This window comes from Aeromonas sp. MR19, assembly GCF_963899305.1.
GTDB classification, from domain to species: Bacteria; Pseudomonadota; Gammaproteobacteria; order Enterobacterales; family Aeromonadaceae; genus Aeromonas; species Aeromonas bestiarum.
The window spans coordinates 86,003-107,384 of record NZ_CAWQWZ010000007.1 but is presented as its reverse complement, the minus strand read 5'-3'; the positions used below and the strand labels follow the sequence as shown (position 1 = coordinate 107,384).

At 58.7% G+C, this 21,382-nt stretch carries 23 protein-coding genes and 4 tRNA genes; 4 read left to right on the top strand and 23 right to left on the bottom strand.

The genetic code is table 11. The annotated features are described in order from the left end of the window. Positions 1-46: 46 nt before the first annotated feature. The 18 genes from AACQ95_RS04520 to ruvA form a co-directional block, all read right to left on the bottom strand. Positions 47-122, bottom strand: a tRNA-Val gene (locus AACQ95_RS04520). Positions 123-143: 21 nt separating this feature from the next. Beyond that, positions 144-219, bottom strand: a tRNA-Lys gene (locus AACQ95_RS04515). A 59-nt stretch (positions 220-278) separates the two neighbouring features. Next, positions 279-354: transfer RNA gene (locus AACQ95_RS04510), tRNA-Val, on the bottom strand. A 30-nt stretch (positions 355-384) separates the two neighbouring features. Then, a tRNA-Lys gene (locus tag AACQ95_RS04505) sits at positions 385-460 on the bottom strand. A gap of 174 nt (positions 461-634) precedes the next feature. Continuing rightward, positions 635-1,435: a tol-pal system protein YbgF gene (gene ybgF, locus AACQ95_RS04500; protein ID WP_043142335.1), complete on the bottom strand. Its 801-nt coding sequence runs from the start codon at positions 1,433-1,435 to the stop codon at positions 635-637. Positions 1,436-1,669: 234 nt separating this feature from the next. Next, on the bottom strand, positions 1,670-2,194 hold the full coding sequence (gene pal, locus AACQ95_RS04495; RefSeq protein WP_098982329.1) for a peptidoglycan-associated lipoprotein Pal: 525 nt from the start codon (positions 2,192-2,194) through the stop codon (positions 1,670-1,672). Positions 2,195-2,243: 49 nt separating this feature from the next. Further along, positions 2,244-3,569 carry a Tol-Pal system beta propeller repeat protein TolB gene (gene tolB, locus AACQ95_RS04490; RefSeq protein ID WP_042865600.1) on the bottom strand — a complete coding sequence of 442 codons (1,326 nt, stop codon included), beginning with the start codon at positions 3,567-3,569 and terminating at the stop codon, positions 2,244-2,246. 82 nt (positions 3,570-3,651) lie between these two features. Continuing rightward, positions 3,652-4,818 carry a cell envelope integrity protein TolA gene (tolA, locus tag AACQ95_RS04485; protein ID WP_043554540.1) on the bottom strand — a complete coding sequence of 389 codons (1,167 nt, stop codon included), beginning with the start codon at positions 4,816-4,818 and terminating at the stop codon, positions 3,652-3,654. A 5-nt stretch (positions 4,819-4,823) separates the two neighbouring features. After that, positions 4,824-5,270 (bottom strand): protein TolR, encoded by a 447-nt coding sequence (tolR, locus tag AACQ95_RS04480; RefSeq protein ID WP_042036135.1) that lies wholly within the window; start codon positions 5,268-5,270, stop codon positions 4,824-4,826. Then, positions 5,270-5,959 (bottom strand): protein TolQ, encoded by a 690-nt coding sequence (gene tolQ / locus AACQ95_RS04475; protein WP_043554539.1) that lies wholly within the window; start codon positions 5,957-5,959, stop codon positions 5,270-5,272. The genes tolR and tolQ overlap by 1 nt, the downstream gene beginning before the upstream one ends. After that, positions 5,949-6,356 (bottom strand): tol-pal system-associated acyl-CoA thioesterase, encoded by a 408-nt coding sequence (gene ybgC, locus AACQ95_RS04470; protein ID WP_043554537.1) that lies wholly within the window; start codon positions 6,354-6,356, stop codon positions 5,949-5,951. Before ybgC ends, tolQ begins: the two co-directional genes overlap by 11 nt. Before the next feature lie 105 nt (positions 6,357-6,461). Continuing rightward, positions 6,462-6,773: a cyd operon YbgE family protein gene (locus AACQ95_RS04465; protein ID WP_043554536.1), complete on the bottom strand. Its 312-nt coding sequence runs from the start codon at positions 6,771-6,773 to the stop codon at positions 6,462-6,464. Then, positions 6,760-6,876, bottom strand: a complete 117-nt coding sequence (cydX, locus tag AACQ95_RS04460; protein ID WP_043142346.1) for a cytochrome bd-I oxidase subunit CydX — start codon at positions 6,874-6,876, stop codon at positions 6,760-6,762. The genes AACQ95_RS04465 and cydX overlap by 14 nt, the downstream gene beginning before the upstream one ends. A 14-nt stretch (positions 6,877-6,890) precedes the next feature. Beyond that, positions 6,891-8,027: a cytochrome d ubiquinol oxidase subunit II gene (cydB, locus tag AACQ95_RS04455; RefSeq protein WP_098982327.1), complete on the bottom strand. Its 1,137-nt coding sequence runs from the start codon at positions 8,025-8,027 to the stop codon at positions 6,891-6,893. Positions 8,028-8,039: 12 nt separating this feature from the next. Beyond that, the gene (gene cydA / locus AACQ95_RS04450) at positions 8,040-9,596 is read right to left on the bottom strand and encodes a cytochrome ubiquinol oxidase subunit I (RefSeq protein WP_042865605.1); all 1,557 of its coding nucleotides are present in this window, start codon (positions 9,594-9,596) and stop codon (positions 8,040-8,042) included. A gap of 349 nt (positions 9,597-9,945) precedes the next feature. Then, the gene (locus tag AACQ95_RS04445; protein WP_181003694.1) at positions 9,946-10,092 is read right to left on the bottom strand and encodes a hypothetical protein; all 147 of its coding nucleotides are present in this window, start codon (positions 10,090-10,092) and stop codon (positions 9,946-9,948) included. Between the two features lie 439 nt (positions 10,093-10,531). Then, positions 10,532-11,542, bottom strand: a complete 1,011-nt coding sequence (ruvB, locus tag AACQ95_RS04440) for a Holliday junction branch migration DNA helicase RuvB (protein WP_042865606.1) — start codon at positions 11,540-11,542, stop codon at positions 10,532-10,534. Between the two features lie 8 nt (positions 11,543-11,550). After that, positions 11,551-12,165 (bottom strand): Holliday junction branch migration protein RuvA, encoded by a 615-nt coding sequence (ruvA, locus tag AACQ95_RS04435; RefSeq protein WP_043142349.1) that lies wholly within the window; start codon positions 12,163-12,165, stop codon positions 11,551-11,553. A 239-nt stretch (positions 12,166-12,404) separates the two neighbouring features. Here ruvA and AACQ95_RS04430 point away from each other — a divergent pair, with 239 nt between their 5' ends. Together AACQ95_RS04430 and AACQ95_RS04425 are read left to right on the top strand one after the other, a co-directional pair. After that, on the top strand, positions 12,405-14,414 hold the full coding sequence (locus AACQ95_RS04430; RefSeq protein WP_241280724.1) for a methyl-accepting chemotaxis protein: 2,010 nt from the start codon (positions 12,405-12,407) through the stop codon (positions 14,412-14,414). 136 nt (positions 14,415-14,550) lie between these two features. Next, positions 14,551-16,275, top strand: coding sequence for a proline--tRNA ligase (locus AACQ95_RS04425; RefSeq protein WP_241280723.1), 1,725 nt, complete (start codon positions 14,551-14,553; stop codon positions 16,273-16,275). A gap of 95 nt (positions 16,276-16,370) precedes the next feature. Here the strand turns inward: AACQ95_RS04425 and AACQ95_RS04420 are convergent, their stop codons facing one another. The 3 genes from AACQ95_RS04420 to AACQ95_RS04410 all read right to left on the bottom strand — a co-directional run bounded on the left by AACQ95_RS04420 (position 16,371) and on the right by AACQ95_RS04410 (position 18,245). After that, positions 16,371-17,051 (bottom strand): SDR family oxidoreductase, encoded by a 681-nt coding sequence (locus AACQ95_RS04420; RefSeq protein WP_098982319.1) that lies wholly within the window; start codon positions 17,049-17,051, stop codon positions 16,371-16,373. Between the two features lie 31 nt (positions 17,052-17,082). Then, positions 17,083-17,712 carry a TIGR04219 family outer membrane beta-barrel protein gene (locus AACQ95_RS04415; RefSeq protein ID WP_042865656.1) on the bottom strand — a complete coding sequence of 210 codons (630 nt, stop codon included), beginning with the start codon at positions 17,710-17,712 and terminating at the stop codon, positions 17,083-17,085. A 92-nt stretch (positions 17,713-17,804) separates the two neighbouring features. Further along, positions 17,805-18,245, bottom strand: coding sequence for a copper chaperone PCu(A)C (locus tag AACQ95_RS04410; RefSeq protein WP_241280722.1), 441 nt, complete (start codon positions 18,243-18,245; stop codon positions 17,805-17,807). An 89-nt stretch (positions 18,246-18,334) separates the two neighbouring features. Between AACQ95_RS04410 and AACQ95_RS04405 the strand changes: the two genes are divergently transcribed. Beyond that, complete coding sequence (locus AACQ95_RS04405) at positions 18,335-19,084, top strand: enoyl-CoA hydratase-related protein (protein ID WP_241280721.1); 750 nt, start codon at positions 18,335-18,337, stop codon at positions 19,082-19,084. 3 nt (positions 19,085-19,087) lie between these two features. Here AACQ95_RS04405 and AACQ95_RS04400 read toward each other — a convergent pair whose 3' ends face one another. Next, complete coding sequence (locus tag AACQ95_RS04400) at positions 19,088-19,516, bottom strand: DUF2753 family protein (protein WP_241280720.1); 429 nt, start codon at positions 19,514-19,516, stop codon at positions 19,088-19,090. Positions 19,517-19,817: 301 nt separating this feature from the next. Here AACQ95_RS04400 and AACQ95_RS04395 point away from each other — a divergent pair, with 301 nt between their 5' ends. Continuing rightward, on the top strand, positions 19,818-20,480 hold the full coding sequence (locus tag AACQ95_RS04395; RefSeq protein ID WP_241280719.1) for a CatB-related O-acetyltransferase: 663 nt from the start codon (positions 19,818-19,820) through the stop codon (positions 20,478-20,480). 55 nt (positions 20,481-20,535) lie between these two features. Here AACQ95_RS04395 and AACQ95_RS04390 read toward each other — a convergent pair whose 3' ends face one another. Beyond that, on the bottom strand, positions 20,536-21,243 hold the full coding sequence (locus tag AACQ95_RS04390) for a ParB-like protein (protein ID WP_241280718.1): 708 nt from the start codon (positions 21,241-21,243) through the stop codon (positions 20,536-20,538). Positions 21,244-21,382 lie beyond the last annotated feature (139 nt).

Sequence of the window (21,382 nt, the reverse complement as noted above, 5' to 3'; positions counted from 1 at the left end):
CTCTACCGACTGAGCTAACGACCCATCTAAATCATTTTTTACAAACTGGTGGTCGTTACTGGGATCGAACCAGTGACCCCCTCCTTGTAAGGGAGGTGCTCTCCCAGCTGAGCTAAACGACCTGGGAAATCTTGTGGCCAGATTGGTGGGTCGTGCTGGGTTCGAACCAGCGACCAATTGATTAAGAGTCAACTGCTCTACCAACTGAGCTAACGACCCCCACCTTCTGCCTGGCACTGTTCGCCTTCGGCAAACAGTTTCAACTCTACTCACAAAACTGGTGGTCGTTACTGGGATCGAACCAGTGACCCCCTCCTTGTAAGGGAGGTGCTCTCCCAGCTGAGCTAAACGACCTGGGAATTCTGTCTCCACCTGGTGGAGAAATGGTGGGTCGTGCTGGATTCGAACCAGCGACCAATTGATTAAAAGTCAACTGCTCTACCGACTGAGCTAACGACCCTCACCACGACCAGGACCGGATGCAATACTGCACCGGCTCTGACGGCGGCCTATATTACGGATTTATCATCCTGGCGCAATAGAAAATTCTTAAATTCAATCTGATTGTTCACTGCGCATACAAAGCAGGGCCGTATTTACAAGACTGTTACGAAAACAGTGACATACGGCAATGCTACAACTTGCTCAGACTCTGCTTGGCCAACTGGGCCGGCGAGGTGTTGGGATAGCCCTTGATCACCTGCTCATAGAAGGTCTTGGCTTCCGCTTTCTTGCCATCGAGCTGTGCCAGCATGCCCAGCTTCAGCAGGGCATCGGCCCGCTTGGGAGACTTGCTGAACTTGTTCGCCACGGTAGAGAACTGGGCCGCGGCACCGGTTCTGTCACCCTTGTTGAACAGCAGCTGGCCGAGCCAGTAGTGGGCATTCGGCACATAGCCCGAGCTTGGGTACTGCTTGATGAACCCTTCGAAGGCGGGAATGGCCTTGTCGTAGTTCTTGTCCTTCAGCACCATGTTCACGGCCGCGTCGTAGGCCTGATTCTCATCCAGATTGGCGGAGTAGTTGGCCGCAGCAGCCGGGGCTGCACTCGCACCGGCCGCCGGTGTGGCGGGGGCTGCGGCAGGCTGGCTGTTGGCCACCTTGTCGAGCTCCTGGTAGAGCTGGCGCTGACGCTCTTGCGACTGCTCCATCTGGTAGGTTTGCTGTTCCAGCTGGCCGCGCAGTTCGGAGACCTCCCCTTGCAGGGAATCCACCTGTTGCTGCAACTCGGCCTGCAGGCGCAGACGGGCATTCAGGGTGCGCTCCAGCAAGGCGACCCTGTCTTCCAGGCTGCCTGTGGGCATGATGGCGCCATTGTTGCCGCTGAGGGCCACGCCACCACCGCCACTGAGATCGCTCACGGGCGCAGCCGCCTGAGCGCTCAGTGCAACTAACACTGACATCACAAGAGTTGCTTGCTTGTACACAGATTTCATTCGGATCAAACCTTAGCGTTTAGTGCAAATAAAACGGCCATCGCAATAGTCGCTTGCTTATACACAAATTTCATTCGGATCAAATCGGTAGCCTCTGTGTATATAAAACGGCCATCGCAATAGTCGCTTGTTTATACACACATTTCATTCGGATCAAACCGGTAGCTTCAGTGTAAATAAAACGGCCATCGAAATGGCCGTTTGCATATACACGAACTTCATTCGGATCAAACCTTAGTAAACCAGAACCGCACGGCGGTTTTTGGCAAAGGCATCCTCGGTATGAGACATGTCCAGCGGCTTCTCTTCGCCATAGCTGACGATGGAAAGCTGCTCGGCCTGCACACCCAGGGTTTGCAGATACTTGGCTACAGCCTTGGCACGACGCTCGCCCAGCGCGATGTTGTATTCCGGAGTACCGCGCTCATCGGCGTGGCCTTCGATCAACACCTTGACGGACGGACGCTCACGCAGGTAGCTGGCGTGTGCATCCAGCAGATCAGCGTACTGACCCTGAATGTCATAACCATCAAACGGGAAGTAGATCACGTTGTCGCGTTGCAGTGCTTCGAACTTCTGACGCATCTGCTCTTCCGGGGTCAACATGCCATTTGAGCCACCGGTTTGTACACCGCCCATGCCGTCGGTCATGCCTGACTCGGCGCCAGCGGCATCGGAATCAGAAGAGGAGCTACAAGCGGCCAGGGTGAACAGTGGCAGTGCGATGGCCAAACCCTTGAGCAGTTTATTGAGTTGCATGCTATTTCCTTAAACCTTTATAACAAAACAAAAAACAATCGAATTTTTATCAATTCAAGAAGGGCGACCAAGCTGGTGCACGAATTTCACCGCTACTGGTCGGAAGCACAGCCTTGAAGCGACCATCGGTCGATACCAACGCCAGACTCTTGCGACCTTGATAGATGGTGGCATAAATGATCATGCTGCCATTGGGAGCCACACTTGGCGACTCATCCAGAGCACTCTGGGTAAGGACCAACAGGGCATTGTTTTCCATGTCCTGACGGGCAATACGGTATTGTCCCTGGACACGGGTCACCATCACCATGATTTTGCCATCAGGAGTAATGGATGCACCCTGGTTGGATTCACCTTCCCACGTCATCCGGTGAGTCATACCAGTCGCCAAATTTACGCTATAAATCTGGGGTTTGCCACCACGTTCAGAGGTGAACAACAAACTTTGCCCGTCCGGCATCCAGGAGGGTTCTGTGTCGATAACACGGCTGGTGGTGACCCTGGTCAGCTGCTTGCTTGCAACATCAATCACATAGAGGTTCGGTGAACCATCTTTGGAGAGCACGATAGCCAAGCGACGACCATCCGGAGACCACTCAGGCGCCCCGTTGATACCGCGGAAACTGGAGATCAGACTGCGCTGCTGGGTGTAGATGTCCTGCACATAGATTTCGGACTTCTGGTTCTCGAAGCTCACGTAGGCCAGCTTGCTGCCATCCGGCGACCAGGCCGGAGACATCAGCGGCTCGCGGGAGCGCAGCAGGGTCTTCTCGTTGTAACCGTCGTAATCGGCGATCCGCAGCTGGTATGGGAACTGGGTCCCCTGTTGCACTGAGACGTAGGCCAGACGGGTCAGGAAGGCACCACGCTCGCCAGTCAGACGCTCATAGACGATGTCGGAGATGCGGTGGGCAAACTGGCGCATCTGGGCACCCGGAATGGTCGCCATGCGGCTATCCAGGATGTAACCATTGCTCTCGCCGCCCTGGGTCTTGGCCAGTTGGCCCTTCAGCACGTCGACCAGCTCGAAGTTGATCTTGTAAGTGCCGTCGCCAACAGCCGAAATGGAACCCACCACCACGGCCTCAACCCCTTGGGACGCCCAGGGCGCGAAGTTGATCTCGCCACTGGAGCTCGGGGTCTGCGGCATCTGGCCACGGGCCAGCGGTTTGAACTTGCCACTGCGCATCAGATCGTTGGAGACCACTTCCGCGATGTCCTGCGGCAGTTGCCCGTTCCCTTCCCACTTGAAGGGGGCGACGGCGATGGGACGTGCACTATCAATACCGCCGGTGATGACGATGTCCAAGGCCGCCTGGGCACTCTGGCCCAGCAACAAACAGCCAACCAAAGCAAAAAATACTTTTCTGATCATGGCTTAAATACTCGGTTCCAATAAAAATGAGAGGTTAAATTCCTTTCTCAGCAAGACGCTGCCTGACCCCGTTTTATCATGCTTAGATGCTAGGTTCTAACTTGAGGTTGAACTCCTTCAACATCTCGAATGCCGCAGGATCCTTCGGCACTGGCAGTTGATTCGCCTTCAATACCGCCGCTTTGCCGGAACGGCATACCGCCGGGTCACCCTGGCCGTTATCTACCGATATGACAAAGCCTGTGCTGGCAAGACGTACGCCGATAGTACATGTTTTGCCCCGCATGGTGGGATCCAAAATCATGTAGCGCTCGACCGTGGCCTTGATCAAGGCGGCATATTTATCGACCTCGCCCTGCGCCTGCGCCGATGCGGCCTGACTGCGGGCATTGGCCTCAGCCGACAGCTGCTGCTGCATCATGTCTTCCATCTCTTTTTGCAGCTTGGCCTCCTCGGCCGCCTTGCGCTTGCGCTCCGCCGCTATCTTGGCTTTCTTGTCAGCCTCGGCCTTGGCCTTCTTCTCTGCGTCAGCTTTTGCCTTCTTGGCAGCCTCTTCCTTGGCCTCCTTGGCTTTCTTGTCCGCTTCAGCCTTGGCCTGTTTCTCGGCCTCTGCCTTGGCTTTCTTGTCCGCCTCGGCCTTGGCTTTCTTCTCAGCCTCCTGCTTGGCCTTCTTGTCGGCTTCCGCTTTCTTGGCCGCCTCCGCCTTGGCCTGCTTCTGTTCGGCCTCTTTCTTCTCTTCCTGTTCCTTTTTCTTCTTCAGCGCCAGCGCCTTGCTCTCGGCTTCTGCTGCCTTGCGCTCAGATTCCGCCTGCTTAGTCTTCTGCTCTTCCAGCTTGCGGGCTTGCTCGGCTTTCTGGGCCTTCTCTTCCGCCTGCTTCTGCTCGGCTACCTTCTTCTGCTTCTCGGCCTCTGCCTTGCGGGTCGCCTCTTCGGCTTCCTTGCGCTTGGTTTCGGCGATGCGTAGCCGCTCCTGCTGCTGGGCCAGCTCACGCTTGGCGATATCCGTGTCTTCCTTGTCCTTCTCTTTCTCTACCTTCTGAGGCTTGGGCTGAGATTTCTGCTGCTGGATCTGCTTGGCCTGCTCGTTGAGGAAGTTCTCGTCGAGCATGACGGCATTGACGATCTGCCCCTTCGACTCGGGCCGCTTCGGTTTGCTGAAGTCGACCCCGACCAGCAAAATGATGCCGATGATCAGGTGCAGCAGCAGCGACGCGATGAGATAACCGGAAATACCACGCTTCACGTCCATCTCCGTCAGTTCACCGGATCTGTCATCAGGCCAACCTGAGGCACGCCCGCATTCTTGAGGGCCACCATCAGCAGGATCACCTCTTCGTAGCGCACGGACTTGTCACCGGCCACCACCACGGGGGCATTCTGGTTGATGGCCAGATAGCCCATGGCTTTCTCGGTGATGTATTGCTGCATCGCCTCGGGCGTGCCGCTCGGCACAGGCTCATCATCGGCCTCACCGGCCTTGATGACGTACTCGCCTTCGGTGTTGACGCTGACGATGAAGGGGGGCTTGGCATCTTCCGGCAACTGCTCGGATTCCGCCTGCGGCAGGTCAACCTTGACCCCTTGCGTGATCACGGGCGTCACCGCCATGAAGATGATAAGCAGCACCAGCATGACGTCGATATAGGGAACCACGTTGATCTCGCACACCTTCTTGCGCCGGATCCGCTGATAGGTTTGCATTACTGATCACCCTGCTGCTGTGCAATCTGACGGTTCAGTATGGTGGTGAACTCGTCCATGAAGTTGGCGTAGGCGTTCTCCAGCTTCTCTACCTTGTTGGTAAACCGGTTGTAGAAAATAACCGCGGGAATGGCCGCAAACAGACCCATGGCGGTGGCGATAAGCGCCTCCGCGATACCCGGTGCCACCATCTGCAGGGTGGCCTGCTGCACCTGACCCAGGGCGATAAAGGCGTTCATGATGCCCCATACGGTACCAAACAGACCGATATAGGGGCTGATGGAGCCGACGGTCGCCAGCACAGGCAGGTTGGATTCCAGCTCGTCCACCGCACGGGAAAGTGATACCCGCATGGCACGATAGGTACCGTCCATCACCGCATCCTGGCCACGAGCGCCGGCCTTGAGCAGGCGGGCATACTCCTTGAAGCCGGAATAGAAGATGTCTTCCATGCCTTCGATGTCATCGCGGCGGGAAGAGGACTCCTGGTAGAGACGGTTCAGATCGACCCCGGACCAGAATCTGTCCTCAAACTGCTCCGATGCGATATTGGCCGCCTTGATGACCTTGGAGCGCTGTATGATCAGCGCCCAGGAGACGACCGACATACCCATCAGGGTCATCATGACCAGTTTTACCAACAGGCTGGCTTGCCAAAACAGGCCAATAAACGAAATTTCAGCGTGCACTTAACAGCACTCCCTTCACATTTTCAGGTATTGCAACAGGTTTCATATGCGGATGACTGACACAGGCTATCTGTACCATGGCCTGGGTGATCAGTCGTCCATCAGCCGCCAGTATCCGTTGTGAGAAGCGCATGGAGGCGCGTTTCACTTCAGTCACTTGCGTTAACACAGTCAAAAGCTCATTAAAACGGGCCGCCGAGCGGAAATCGATCTCTGTTCGACTCACCACAAACGCGTGTCCGTCACGCAGCAGGACATCCTGTTCGATGCCACCAGCGCGCAGAAACTCGGTGCGAGCACGTTCCATAAACTTGAGATAATTGGCGTTGTAGACGATGCCCCCGGCGTCCGTGTCTTCGTAGTAGACACGCACCGGAAACTCAGAGACTTCCCCCATAACAATCTGTGATCCATTCGACAGTCAGATGGGGGGCTATCATAGCGCAGGGCTGAATAGGAAAGAAGCAGGGGGAGGCAGGGAAATCCTGCCTCCCCCCGTTTTTTATGAAAGGAAATAGCCTTGAGTCAACCAGAGCCCATATAACAAACTGGGCCAGGCGAGCCAGGGGCAAAACAGTACGCGACCGATGAGGCTGCGGGGATGGAATCCCAGCCCGTGCATCACGCCACAACAGACCGCCCACATCAGCCAGGGAGCGAGCCAGAGGCCGTGCTCACTGGTGTTGGCGGCCACCAGGTTGGGGGCCTGCAAAATAGCGACGGCCAACAGGGCCGCCGCTACCAGTATCAACCCCTGCCAGGGTTGGCGCTCCAGAGGAGCCGCCAACCGGGCGAGTCGATCACTTGTTTTCATCGATCTTGCGATCCATGTTCTCGGTGTGTTCCAGCCAGAGCGCATTGATGATGCCAAACGCACAAGCCAGCAGCAGACCCAGGATCCAGGTGAAATACCACATATCAGGGCACCTTCTTAGTAGAGCGATTGTTGGTTGTCTTCGATGTGCTTGTTGCTCACCCGGCCAAACATCTTGATGTAGGTCCAGATGGTGTAACCCAGCACAGTCGGGACAAAGATGGCCGCGACCACTGTCATCACCTTGAGGGTGTTGAAGGAGGCGGTGGCATCCCACATGGTCAGACTCTGCGATGGCTCCAGGCTGGACGGCATGATGAAGGGGAACATGGAGAAACCCGCCGTCAATATGATGCCCGCAATGGCCAGGGAGGAGCAGAGGAATGCCAGCCAGCCCTTGCCAATCTTGGCCGCCGCCGCCGTCAGCACGCACATCGCCAGACCCAGCGCGGGAGCGATCATCATCCAGCTATAGAGGCTGTAGTTCTGCATCCAGGCACCGGCCTGCACCACGACTTCCTTGTGCAGGGGGTTGGTCACGGCATCGGTCGCGGCACCGCTGACCACCACATAACCGTCCATGCCACTGACCCAGACACCGGCCAGCGCGAAGGTGACCAGCGTCAGCAGGGAGAAGATCATGGCGGCGGTACGGGAACGAGCCAGCACCTCGCCCTCGGTCTTCATCATCAGCCAGGTAGCGCCCTGGGTCACAATCATGAACAGGCTCACCAGACCGGCCAGCAGACCGAACGGATTGAGCAGGCCGAAGAAGTTGCCGTGATAGGTCAGCATCAGGAACTGGTTGAAGCTGAACGGTACACCCTGCAGCAGGTTGCCAAAGGCGACCCCGAAGATGACGGGGGGAACGGCGCTGCCGATGAACAGGGCCCAATCCCAGTTGGTACGCCACTTGGCGTCTTCACGCAGGGAACGGTATTTGAAGCCGACCGGACGGAAGAACAGCGCCATCAGGGTCAGGATCATGGCGATGTAGAAGCCGGAGAAGGCTGCCGCATACACTATGGGCCAGGCCGCGAACAGGGCTCCGCCCGCCGTGACCAGCCATACCTGGTTGCCTTCCCAGTGCGGGCCCATGGTGTTGAGCATCACCCGACGCTCCACATCCTTCTTGCCGACGAAGGGGAGCAGTGCGCCCACCCCCATATCGAAACCGTCGGTGATGGCGAAACCGATCAGCAAGACACCGACCAGCACCCACCAGACCAGACGCAACATTTCGTAATCAAACATGGGTTACTCTCCTTATGCCTTGCTCTGTTCGAAGTGGTACTTGCCCGTCTTCAGGCTGCTTGGGCCCAGACGCGCATACTTGAACATCAGGTACATCTCTATGATGAGCAGCACCGTGTAGAACAGGCAGATCCCGATCAGGGAGAACCAGATCTCGGACGCAGGCACGTTGGATGCAGAGACCGAGGTCGGCAGCACTTCGGCTATGGTCCAGGGCTGACGGCCATATTCCGCGACGAACCAGCCACACTCGATGGCGATCCAGGGCAGCGGGATACCCCACAGCAGCGCCTTGAGCAGCCATTTGCGCTCACCGATCTTGTGGCGAGTGCTGTCATAGAAGGCCAGGCCGATCAGCAGCAGCATCAGCATGCCGCAGGCAACCATGATGCGGAAGGCAAAGAACAGCGGTGCAACCTGCGGGATGGAGTCATCCACGGCGGCCTTGATCTGTTCGTCGGTCGCGTCGGTCACGTTGTTGGTGTAGCGCTTGAGCAGCAGACCGTAGCCCAGATCCTGCTTCACTTCATCGAAGCGGGCACGGGTATCGTCGGACTTGTCGCCGGATTGCAGCTTGGTCAGCAGGTCATAGGCGGTCATGCCGTTGCGCACGCGCAGCTCATGCTCGCTCTTCAGATCCTTGAGGCCGGTCACCTGGCCATCCAGGGAACGGGTGGCGATGATGCCGAGCGCGTACGGGATCTTGATGGCGTAATCGGTGCGCATCTCTTCCTGGTTCGGGATACCGAACAGGGTAAAGGATGCCGGAGCCGGTTCTGTGTTCCACTCGGCCTCGATGGCCGCCAGTTTCACCTTCTGCACTTCACCCGTCTCGTAGCCGGACTCGTCACCGAGGATCAGCACGGAGAGGATGGAGGCCATACCGAAGGCCGCTGCGATGGCGAAGGAGCGACGGGCGAAGGCCACATCACGATTCTTCAGCAGGTAATAGGAGGAGATGCCCAGCACGAACATGGCGCCCGTGGTATAGCCGGCCGCGACCGTGTGGACGAACTTGACCTGTGCAACCGGGTTGAACACCAGTTCGGCGAAGCTCACCATCTCCATCCGCATGGACTCGAAGTTGAACTCGGCACCGACCGGGTTCTGCATCCAGCCGTTGGCCACCAGGATCCAGAGGGCGGAGAGGTTGGTCCCCAGCGCCATCAACCAGGTCGAAGCCAGATGTTGACGCTTGGTCAGGCGATCCCAACCAAAGAAGAACATGCCGACGAAGGTGGATTCCAGGAAGAAGGCCATCAAGCCTTCGATGGCCAGCGGGGCCCCGAAGATATCGCCTACATAGTGGGAGTAATAGGCCCAGTTGGTACCGAACTGAAACTCCATGGTCAGCCCTGTGGTAACCCCGAGGGCGAAGTTGATACCAAACAACTTGCCCCAGAACTTGGTCATGTCCCGGTAGACAGGGTTGTTGGTCATCACATAGACAGATTCCATGATCGCCAGAATGAAGGCCATTCCGAGCGTCAGGGGTACAAACAGGAAGTGATAAAGGGCCGTCGCAGCGAATTGGAACCGCGATAGGTCTACCACATGCTCAGCAATCATGATGTTTCCTCACCGATTATTGGCACGGCTATTTTAAGTTTTAAGGACAAAGCTTCCGTTGGAAGTCCCCGAATTATCGGTCACGCTCCAGTTTGCACTGGCGACCGGATTCGACTGCTACCAGCATTAACAACAAGGCAATACACAGGAACAAAAAAAGCTAATGTTTAACAATTACAAAACAATCAGACTTGCTTTATTCCCGCCCATAATGACCGATGTTTTATATCACCTTTATTTGATTGAAATCAATGTAAAACCATCATCAATACATGCCTTTCAAAGGCATTTTCACGTCGCGTTCCATTTAATTTGGAGAGCTGCGTCACAAAAAACACTAAATCGCAAATCATTGATTTAAATCAAATTTAATATCATCACCAATAAGTGACGCTTCTGTTAAAAAACAATGTTCAAGCGGATTTTCATAATGTTTTCCCGCCCTTGGCTGCCCGCCGGTAACTCCAATTAAAAACCAGTAAAAACGCATGTTCATGCTAATTCGACAACCCAGACAAATGATTAGTTAATCTAATCTGATATAGGTAATTTTTCTTGTTTGTCCGAGTCCGACAGAGCTCCTACAATGCGCCTCGCAGTGAGGGCATACCCTTGGATACAGGCCGGTCAATCTGGGTTCCCGGTACGTATTCGATGAACATTTCGAACCTGTCTATTGGAATTTAAGATGAAAAAGTTTGTTGCTAAAACCATCCGTTACTACAAGCTTTCGTTCGTTCAGCTCTATCAAATGAACCGACTCTGAGGCCTCGCGACGGCTCCTCTGTTTTTTTCCGGTCTGTGTCCAGACGCACTCACTGTCTGTGAACATCCATCCTGAATTGTCTTTGCCCACCGCATCCGCCGTGGGCTTTTTTTTGCCCGGATAATAAAAAACCGCCCTTGATGGCGGTTTTTTGTTCAAACAGCTGTTTTCACCTTTCATCTGGCCGTTGCAAGCCAAAATGCGCATACGCTCTCGGTGTCGCCATCCGCCCTCTGGGTGTACGTTGCAGATAGCCCTGCTGGATCAGATAGGGCTCCAGCACATCCTCGATAGTGTCTTTCTCTTCACCTATGGCAGCCGCCAGGTTATCGAGACCCACAGGGCCCCCCAGAAACTTGTCTATCACAGCCAACAATAGCTTGCGGTCCATGAAGTCGAAACCTTCATTGTCCACGTCCAGCATGTCCATGGCTCGGGCCGCTATGGGTCCGTCTATCCGGCCATCAGACTTGACCTGGGCAAAGTCGCGCACGCGACGCAACAGACGGTTGGCAATCCGCGGGGTACCGCGGGAACGACGGGCCAATTCCAGGGCGCCGTCACTGGTCATCTCCAGCCCCAGGCAACGGGCGCTGCGGGAGACGATGTCGGTCAGATCCTTGACGTTGTAGAACTCCAGCCGCTGCACTATGCCGAAACGATCCCGCAGCGGGCTGGTCAGGGAGCCGGCCCGGGTAGTGGCGCCTATCAGGGTAAAGGGAGGCAAATCGAGCTTGATGGATCGGGCGGCAGGGCCCTCCCCTATCATGATGTCGAGCTGGTAATCCTCCATCGCCGGATAGAGCACCTCCTCCACCACAGGGCTCAGCCGGTGGATCTCGTCGATAAACAGCACATCATTGGGTTCGAGGTTGGTGAGCAGCGCCGCCAGATCGCCGGCCTTTTCCAGCACAGGGCCCGAGGTGGTCTTGATGTTGACCCCCATCTCGTTGGCCACTATGTTCGCGAGCGTAGTCTTGCCCAGACCCGGCGGGCCGAAGATCAGCAGGTGATCGAGTGCCTCGCCACGCTGGCGTGCCGCCTCGATGAAGATCTCCATCTGCTCGCAGACGGGATCCTGACCTGTGTAATCGGCCAGCATCTTTGGCCGTATGGCCCGATCGATGATCTCATCCTCACGCACGCCAGTGGCGGAGATGAGACGGTCCGCTTCAATCATTGCCTACCTCACACCAGACTACGCAGGGATTCACGGATGATATCTTCCACCGACATACCATCGATGGCTATCTTGCTGACGATCTGGCTGGCCTGCTGCGGCTTGTAGCCCAGAGCCACCAGCGCGCTGGCCGCCTCTTCGCTCGCATCGGGCGCTCGCAGCCGGCTCTCCTTGGCCGGCAGGCTGATCTCGGCCGGCGAGAAGAGATCGTGGCTGACCCAGCCCTTGAGCCTGTCCTTCATCTCCACCACCAGCCGCTCGGCTGTCTTCTTGCCCACGCCAGGCAATTTGACCAGGGAGCTTATCTCCTCGCGCTCGACACTCAGCACGAACTGGGTGGCCGTCATGCCGGAGAGGATGGCCAGCGCCAGCTTGGGGCCGACGCCGTTGGTCTTGATCAGCTCGCGAAACAGCGCCCGCTCCTGCTTGTGGTTGAATCCATACAGCAGCTGGGCATCCTCACGCACCACGAAGTGGATGTGAATGGTCGCTTCCTTGCCGATCTCGGGCAGATCATAGAAGCAGCTCATGGGCATCTGTACCTCATAGCCCACGCCCCCGACTTCCAGCAGCACCTCGGGGGGTTGTTTCTCAATGACTACGCCTCTCAAGCGACCAATCACGGCTCTCTCCTCGCCAAACCATCTATCTGTAAATTGGGTCATAGCATAAAGAATAACTGGATAAGTATCCAGCATAGGGCGGCGGAGTACGGCAGAGGATTCTCGGCATTCTGGCGCTTTCGGAGCCATGCTTGGATCGGATCTGAGCAGTAACTTTATTTTCCACCGGGAATGGCGAATGTTTGCCATTGAGAGAACACTGAATTGGGTTTGTTCGGAACCAAGGAAGGTCCTGCATCATGAAAATTGTCACTACATCGAATCTGGGACTGACGATCCTGCTCGGCTGCACGCTGGGCATGGGGGCCATCGGCTGGTATGGCAGCCAGCGGCTGGCCGATCTGCTCTCCTATGTACTGGGGGCCGCCTGGCAGACCGCCGATGGCGCCATGGAGGGATCCATAGAGCTGGGCAACCAGTCGCTCTATATCCAGAAAATGCTCAGAGGCATGCCCCTCGACGAGCCCGAGCTGCAACGGGCCAGCGCGGCCACCACAGATGCCCTGCGCCGGGTGGGTGAAGGCAGGCTCATCGACGAGACGGCGATCAGCACCATGAACCAGCGCCAGCAGGATTATCAGCAACAGCAGGACAAGCTGCTGGCGCTCTATCGCACCTATACCGGCGTCGATCAGGCGCTGCGCGCCAGTTCGGAACGCATGTCCCGCCTCTCCATCCAGCTGGAAGTGGTCGGCGATGGCGCTGTCGAGAGCCTCACCCAGTCGCCGGATCAGGCCATCAGCTGGAATGGCGGCCTCGCCACCCGCTGGCAAGCGGCCGACGGCGGCATGGAAGCCAACATCGGCTTCCTGCGCCAACTCTATGCGCTGGAGAAGATGCAGAGCGAGGGCCCGACCCCCGCCATCCAGGCCGAGTTGAAGGAGGCGACCCGCTTCTATCAGGAGGCGGTCGACGGCATGCTGGCCACGGGGCTGTTCGATATCCCGGGTGAGGGGGAGTTCGCCGGCCAGTCGCTGGCGACGCAATACAGGGCCCTGCAGGCCGATGATCAGCGGCTGATGAGTCAGTGGATTGCAGCCCTGAGCAATTACCAGAGCCAGCTGGCGCAATACGAGAGCAGTGCCGAACAGCTCAAGCAGGTGCTGGTCGAAGTCGAGGCCAAGGGGGATGCCACGGTCGAGGATCAGGTAAACCAGCTCAATACCATCATCGGTCATACCAAAAACCTGATCCTGGGTGGTCTGATGCTGAGCCTGCTGATCGTCGCGCTCTGCGGTTTCTGGCTGGTTCGCACCATAGTCAGGCCCCTGCTGCAGGTCAATCAGCGCATGCAGGACATAGCCGCCGGTGAGGGCGATCTCAACGCGCGGATCAATCTCAAGCGGGACGATGAGATAGGCTCGCTGGCGGGCAGCGTGGATCGCTTCATCGAGAAGCTGCAGAAGATGATCAGCTCCACCATGGACAACAACCAGCACATCAGCGACCACGTGCACACCTCGGTCAACCGGGTCGAGGCCATCAGCCAGAGCAGCCGCCAGACCGCCGAGCATGCCCAGGCGCTGCACCACGACAGCGAGCAGATGGTGCAGGTCGCCACCTCCATCTCGGACAATTGCAGCCTGGCGGCGCAAAACGCCAACGAGGTACGCCAGCTCACCGCCGAGAGCAGCCAGTACGTGACCTCCGCCAGCAACGGCATGCAACGGGTCGTGGTGGAGGTGGGCGAGTGCGCCAACGCCATCAACGCCCTCAAGGAGCAGGCAAGCCAGATTGGCCAGATCATCTCCACCATCAGCAGCATCTCGGAGCAGACCAACCTGCTGGCGCTCAACGCCGCCATCGAGGCGGCCCGGGCCGGCGAGATGGGCCGGGGCTTTGCCGTGGTGGCCGACGAGGTGCGCACCCTGGCCAACCGTACCGCCTCCTCCAGCGCCGAGATCACCGAGGTGATCAACAACATTCAGCAGCAGACCGAGAAGGCCTATCTGATGATGCAGCGCAACCTGAAAACCGTGGAGTCGGGCATGCAGGATTCCGACAACACCAAGCAGATCCTGTTCAAGGTGGAAGAAGCCATCGACCATCTGGCCGACATGGTGCAGCAGGTGGCGGATGCCACAGGCCAGCTCTCCCACACCCTGAGCCACACCTCGGACAAGGTCTCCGGCATCAGCCTGCAGGCCCAGACAGGTGAGCAGGAGGCGCAGGAGTGCCTGCAACTCGCCTCCTCCCTGCACCAGGCCAGCCTGCTGCAACAACGACTGCTGTCGCAATTTCGGGTCTGACACGGGCGGGGGCCCGGCCCCCGCTTTCTCCCGCTGCGCTAAATTTAGCCCTTGGGCCGCAGGGCCCTCCCTGTTAAAATTCCGCTCTTGAATTTATCCAGGGCCCCGCGGCCCGTCTTATCTAAGGTCACGAGCGATGCGTACCAGCCAATATCTGCTTTCCACTCTCAAGGAAACCCCGTCCGACGCCGAAGTCATCAGCCATCAGCTGATGCTGCGCGCCGGCATGATCCGCAAACTGGCCTCCGGCATGTATGCCTGGCTGCCGTCCGGCCTGCGGGTACTGAAAAAGATCGAGAACATTGTTCGCGAAGAGATGAACAATGCTGGTGCCATCGAAGTCTCCATGCCGGTGGTGCAGCCCGCCGAGCTGTGGCAGGAGTCCGGCCGCTGGGATGACTACGGTCCCGAGCTGTGCCGCCTGACCGACCGCCACAACCGTCCCTTCGTGCTGGGCCCGACCCACGAAGAGGTGATCACCTCCCTGATCCGTTATGAAGTGAACAGCTACAAACAGCTGCCGCTGAACCTCTATCAGATCCAGACCAAGTTCCGCGACGAGGTCCGCCCCCGTTTCGGCGTGATGCGCGGTCGCGAGTTCCTGATGAAGGACGCCTACTCCTTCCACATCGACAAGGCCTCGCTGATCGAGACCTACGAGCGGATGCACGCCGCCTACTGCGCCGCCTTCACCCGCATGGGGCTGAACTTCCGTCCGGTACAGGCCGATACCGGCTCCATCGGTGGTACCGGCTCCCACGAATTCCAGGTGCTGGCCGAGAGTGGTGAAGATCTGATTGCCTTCTCCGATACCTCAGATTACGCCGCCAACATAGAGATGGCCGAAGCGCTGGCACCGGCCGGCGAGCGCGCTGCCGCGACCAAGACCCTGACCAAGGTTGCCACCCCGAATGTGCACACCATAGACGACGTCGCTGCCTTCCTGAACGTGGCGCCGACCGCCATCGCCAAGACCCTGCTGGTACTGGCCGAAGCGGACGAACACGGCAAGCAGGCCGTCGTGGCCCTGGTGCTGCGCGGTGATCACGAGCTGAACGAGATCAAGGCCGAGAAACTGGCCGGCGTGGCCAACCCGCTCACCTTCGCCAATGACGAGCAGATCAAGGCCGCCGCCGGTTGCGATGCAGGCTCCATAGGCCCGGTCGGCTTTGCCGGTCGCATCATCGTCGATCGCAGCGCCGCTCATCTGGCAGACTTCGTCTGTGGCGCCAACGAGACCGGCTTCCACCTGACCAGTGCCAACTGGGATCGCGACATCGCCACTTACGAAGTCGCCGACCTGCGCAACGTGGTGGAAGGCGACCCCAGCCCCTGCGGCCAGGGCAAGCTGCTGCTCAAGCGCGGTATCGAAGTGGGCCACATCTTCCAGCTCGGTACCAAGTACTCCGAAGCCATGAAGGCGAGCGTGCTGAACGAGGGCGGCAAGTCCGTCACCATGGAGATGGGTTGCTACGGTATCGGGGTTTCCCGTCTGGTGGCCGCTGCCATCGAGCAGAACAACGACCAGTACGGCATCATCTGGCCGGACGCCATAGCCCCGTTCGAAGTGGCCATAGTGCCGATGAACATGCACAAGTCCGAGCGCGTGGCCGAACAGGCACAGCAGTTCTACGCCGAGCTGAAGGCCGCCGGTGTGGATGTGCTGTTTGATGACCGCAAAGAGCGCCCGGGCGTGATGTTCGCCGACATGGAGCTGCTGGGTGTGCCGCACGCCATCGTCATCGGCGAGCGCGGTCTGGACAACGGCGTGGTGGAGTACAAGTGCCGCCGCTCCGGCGAGAAGCAGGAAGTGGCGATCGGCGAGATCGTTGCCATGCTCAAGGCCAAGCTGGGTCGTTAATTCCGCCCCCTTGCCAACATAAAAAAGCGCGCCCGATGGCGCGCTTTTTGTTTCTGCTTTCTCTGACGAGAGGAAGCGGATGGCAGGGCTCTGCCTCAGCCATTGCGACCGATAAAAAGATCGGTCACGTGGCAGCTGCTTCTGGCCTCCAGCGCATCCAGCATGTAGGCCGCCGCATCTTCCGGGGTCATGAAGCCGCTCGGGTCGACGTGATCCGAGTTGTCCCAGAATTCGCTGCGGATCCCGCTCGGATAGAGGTTGACCAGCCGCAGGGGCGAGCTCTTGAGCTCGGCGCGCAAAGACTCCAGAAAGCCCCGCATGCCCCACTTGGAGGCGCAGTAGAGGCTCTCGTTGGCCTTGCCCACCTGAGCGGCAGAGGAGAGCACATTGGCCAGCACGCCGCCTTTTTCGCCGATGAGGCGCACCGTCTGCTGGGCCACCAGAATGGTGGATATGAGGTTGCTCTCCACCACCCGGCGGATCTGCTCGGCGGTGTAGACACCGACCGGGCCGAACTCGCCCACCCCGGCGCAGTGCAGCACCAGCTCGGGCAAGCCGCCCCACTCCACCGCGGCGGCAAACGCCACGTCCACTTCCTCGTGGTGCGCCAGATCGGCGGCTATGCCGATCACCGCCTTGCCGAGCAGATCTTCCTGCTCCTGCAACTTCTGATAACGACGGCCCATCATGGAGACCCGATGGCCGCGTTCAACCAGACCTATGGTCAGGGCGCGACCCAGACCGGATCCCGCCCCCGTCACTATGATGTGGCCCATTACCGCTCCTCGTCGTCAGCTGACAGTCAGATTAGAAAGTGAATTCGCCGCCGATGAACCAGCCATCAACCCGCTGATCAACGCGATCGAAGTCCATGCTCGCATCACGCCAGCCGGCACGCACCTTGAGGGGGACGGAAGCGAACTTGTAGGAGCCACCCAGACGGTAGTCATAGTTGTCGGCATCCTGTACGCGGGCATCGCCGAAGGCGGCAAAACCGGTACCCGGGATGCGCACTTCGGCGCCGGTGTAAGCCATCAGCACATCCTTGTCATAGGAGTAGTGCTGGGTGTTGAAATCGCCATCATAACGACGACCGGTCAGACCCAGGTCGATCTGGAACAGGTCGTTGTTGAACAGGCGATAGTAGAGGCTCAGGTCATAGGCCATCAGATCGTTGTTGAGGGCGCCGCCGCTGGTACCGAAATCGGACATCTCGAACTTGGCGTTGGGCAGCAGAATGATGCCGTGCTCCAGTTGCAGGTAGCCGCTCCAGTTGTAGTTCTCGTCATAGCTGCCGTTGGCCCCGACACCGTTGATCTGGCCGCTGCCCTGCGCGTTCCATACATCGGTACCGGCAGCGATACGCCAGTCATCAGCAGCCATGGCAGCCTGGCTGAACAGGGCCAGCACACAACCGGCAATCAAGGTCTTCTTCATCATGTCACTCTCTTATGGACTGGAAAGGCCATCATTTTACCCAGTGCGACGGGAATACACAGTGTAAAAAACTGAACAAGCGTCCATTAATGTCAGTGCTGCATGCCTGCCATGGGTTCAATTGGCTTCACTGGCAGGCTCAATTCCAGCGTCTGGCCGTCATCCATGGTCAGGGTCAGCGGGAAGGGCGTGCCCTGGGACAGCTCGCGCACCTCGAACAGCATGATGTGGAAACTGCCGGGTTTGAGCGCCACTTCCCCTTTTGCCGGCACTTCTATGCTCTCGACCTGGCGCATCTTCATGACCCCGTTCTCGTGCAGATGGGTGTGCAGCTCGGCCCGGCCCACCTCGGGCGAGGCGGCGGCGACCAGCTTCACCGGCGTGTCTGCGTCATTTTTGAGCACCAGAAAGGCGGCTGTGTTGGGAGAGCCGGGGGGCAACAGACGCACATAGCCACCGACGGCCTCGACCTTGGCCAGAGCAGGCGCCGCCAGACCCAGGGCCAGCAGAGAATAAAACGCACGTTTAAACATGGTTGAAATCCTTTTATGATGTTGTTAAACGCCGTGAAGATTACCGCAGCGGTAAGCTTTTGACAGCCTGTGATAACAAGGATTTAGACATGGACCCCATTATCGTTGCCGAGCAGCAGTATGGTTTGCTCACCCTGACTCTCAATCGCCCCGACAAGCGCAACGCCCTCAATACCGAGATGTATCTCGCCCTCACCGCAGCACTACGCCAAGCGACACAAGATGACGCCGTGCATGTGTTGCTGATACAGGGTCAAAGCGATTGCTTCACCGCCGGCAATGATCTGGCCGACTTTATGGGCAAGAACACGCTGGAGGCGGACGATCCCATTTTGCAGTTCCTGCACACCCTGGCGGATTTTCCCAAACCCGTCATAGCCGCAGTCGCTGGCCCCGCCGTCGGCATAGGCACCACACTGCTGCTGCACTGCGATCTTGTCTATCTGGCGGACAACGCCCGGCTGCAACTGCCGTTCGTCGAGCTGGGGCTGGTGCCGGAGTTTGCCTCCAGTCTGCTGTTGCCCCGCGCCGTGGGCCATCTGAAGGCGGCAGAGCTCTTGCTGCTGGCCGAGGCCATAGATGCCGGTGAGGCGCTGCGCCTGGGCCTCGCCAACCGGGTGGTGGCCGCCGATGCGCTGCTGGCACTGGCCCGTGAGCAGGGTTTGAAACTGGCGGCCAAACCGCCAAAGGCGCTACAGAAGAGCAAGGCCCTGCTCAAGCAGGAGCTCAAACAGGCGGTGCACTTCATCATCGATCTGGAGGCGCGTGCCTTCTCCCTCGCCCTGCAGGGGGAAGAGGCGCAGCAGCGGATCGCGCAAAGGCTCAAGCCCAGAGGCTGATCCTCAGTTGAGGCGAAAACGGCCGATCAGCTCGCAGCCCTGCACCTTGTCCTGCAGCTGGATCAATTTGGCGATCTCGGGATTGGGGTGACGCTTGAGGAAGGAGATGAGCGCCGCCCGGCAGCAACCCAGCTCACTGATGAGGGCTTCACACCCCAGGTTCGGGCACTGGGGCACCAGCGCAGTCACCAGCTCGGAGGCGAGCTTGAGGTAGCGCAGCTCATAAGCGGGCTCCTCCATGGCGCGCCAGAAGTCGGCAAGCCGATGGCAGGTGGCCACCCGCATGCTGGCCAGTTCGTCCAGATCTGCATCGGCCAGTTCGTACACTTCGGCAAGGGCCTGCTGATAGAGGCAGATAGCGGTGCCGAGCGCCCCTGCCCCCAATGCGTTTTCGGCCTCCAGCATGTAGCGCTGCCAGACATGATTCGTCATGACGATCTCCCGAGTCTATGGGTGGGATACTTATCATGCCCAGTCGAGAATGAATATCAACCCGATGTTTTGTGCAGGTTTTAACCAGAAAAGCCTCGCCGGGTTGGCATAGCCCTCCTCATGCCTTACCATCCAGACCCATCATCTGGCCTACACCGTCAGGACACAGTCTTCATGTTGCGACCCCGTTTACCCCAGGATCTGGGCTGCTCGACCCTGTGCGTGCCCCGCCTGCTGGTCTGGATCTATTAGCTGCGCTCCTCGCGCCATTCATCCTGTCCATTCAACGAGGAACACAGCCATGACACACTGCCAACACTGGTCGCAGGTCGAATACCTGCATCTGACGGTGACCAATCCCAACATCTGCCTCAAGGGGCGGCACAGCTACTACTCGGGGGCCTGGGACGGCCTGTTCGAGGAGGAGGCCGTGCGCTACCTCTATGGCGACAGCGTTAGCCGCAGCCCGGAGACCGGCTGGGAGCCGCTCTGGCACATAGACAGGCTCCACATAGGCGATTACGTGCAAATCGCCGCCGGCGTGAAGATCATCATGGGGGGCAACCACACCCACAACCCGGCCTTCATCAGCACCTATCCGTTTGCCGATCTGGCTGCCCTCAAGCGCAGCTACCGCCCCGCCGGCGATACCCGTATCGGCAACGATGTCTGGATAGGAATGGACGCCATGATAATGCCGGGCGTCACTATCGGGGATGGCGCCATTATCGCCGCCCGCAGCCTGGTGACGCGGGACGTGCCGGCCTACTGCATGGTGGCAGGCACGCCAGCCAGGGTGATCCGCCAGCGCTTTGGCTCGGACGAGATTGCCCGGCTACAGGCGCTCGCCTGGTGGGACTGGCCCGATGAACAGGTACAAGCCCTGCTGCCGCTGATCCAGCAAGGCGAGGTGGCCCTGCTGGAACAAGCCGCCGCCCGCTGGCAACCGGCCGAGCAGGCGTAACAACACCGGAGCGGGGGGCCTGGCCCCCCGCTCCGGTGACTGGTTTGGCTGTTGCTCAGCTGCCACTGCGCGACTGATTGACCCGGCACTGCTTGCCGGGATAGCCGGGCAGATCCCCCGCCTTGCTGCTGCACGCCAGCCGCTTGGCCTGATAAAGACGATCCGCCAGATTGGCGCCGTCGACCGGCAACCAGCCCATCTGCTGGCCAAGCCAGCTGGCCCAGGCGAACTCGACGAAATAGACCTGATCCCGCTTGTCGACATAGCCCGCATCCTGCAGCAAGCCCGCCACGGTCCGGTAGGGGTAATCCGGCAGCTCGCCGATATGGGCGGGCAACTGCTCAGGGGTCAGCGGCAGCCCCTTCTCGTCCTTGAGCCAGGCCCAGTGATTGCCCTGCATCTGGCTCCAAAAGCTGGACTTGTCCTGCAGGCGGCCGATCACCTTGACCCTGGCCTGCTTCACCCCCGCCTGCCACAACGCCTTGGTGAGGTGATGCCTGTCCACCAGCCAGTAGCCGCCATCGGGGGCGATGACAATGGGGATCTCTTTCTTTTTCATCAACTTGTCGAGTTGCTTCGCACTTTTTCCTGCAAGCTCCGCCTGGGTATTGTCGACCTGGATCTGGCCGACTCCGCCCTGGGTCGGGTGCAGCTGATCTATGTTCACCTCGCACCAGCTGCCGACCGGACTCCCACGCTCACAAGGCGCCAGCGCCCAGGCGCCCTGACTGATGGCCAGGGCCAACAGGATCCATATTCTCATCGTTCACTCCTCTCCCCCTGACAACGGATCAGCGGGTCAACTAAGGTTCCATCGCGTCCCTGAAATCACGGGACTCATACTGGCGGTCTGACCAGCAAACGGGATATCATGATTTCCCGTCTGCCGGCGATCATTTCTC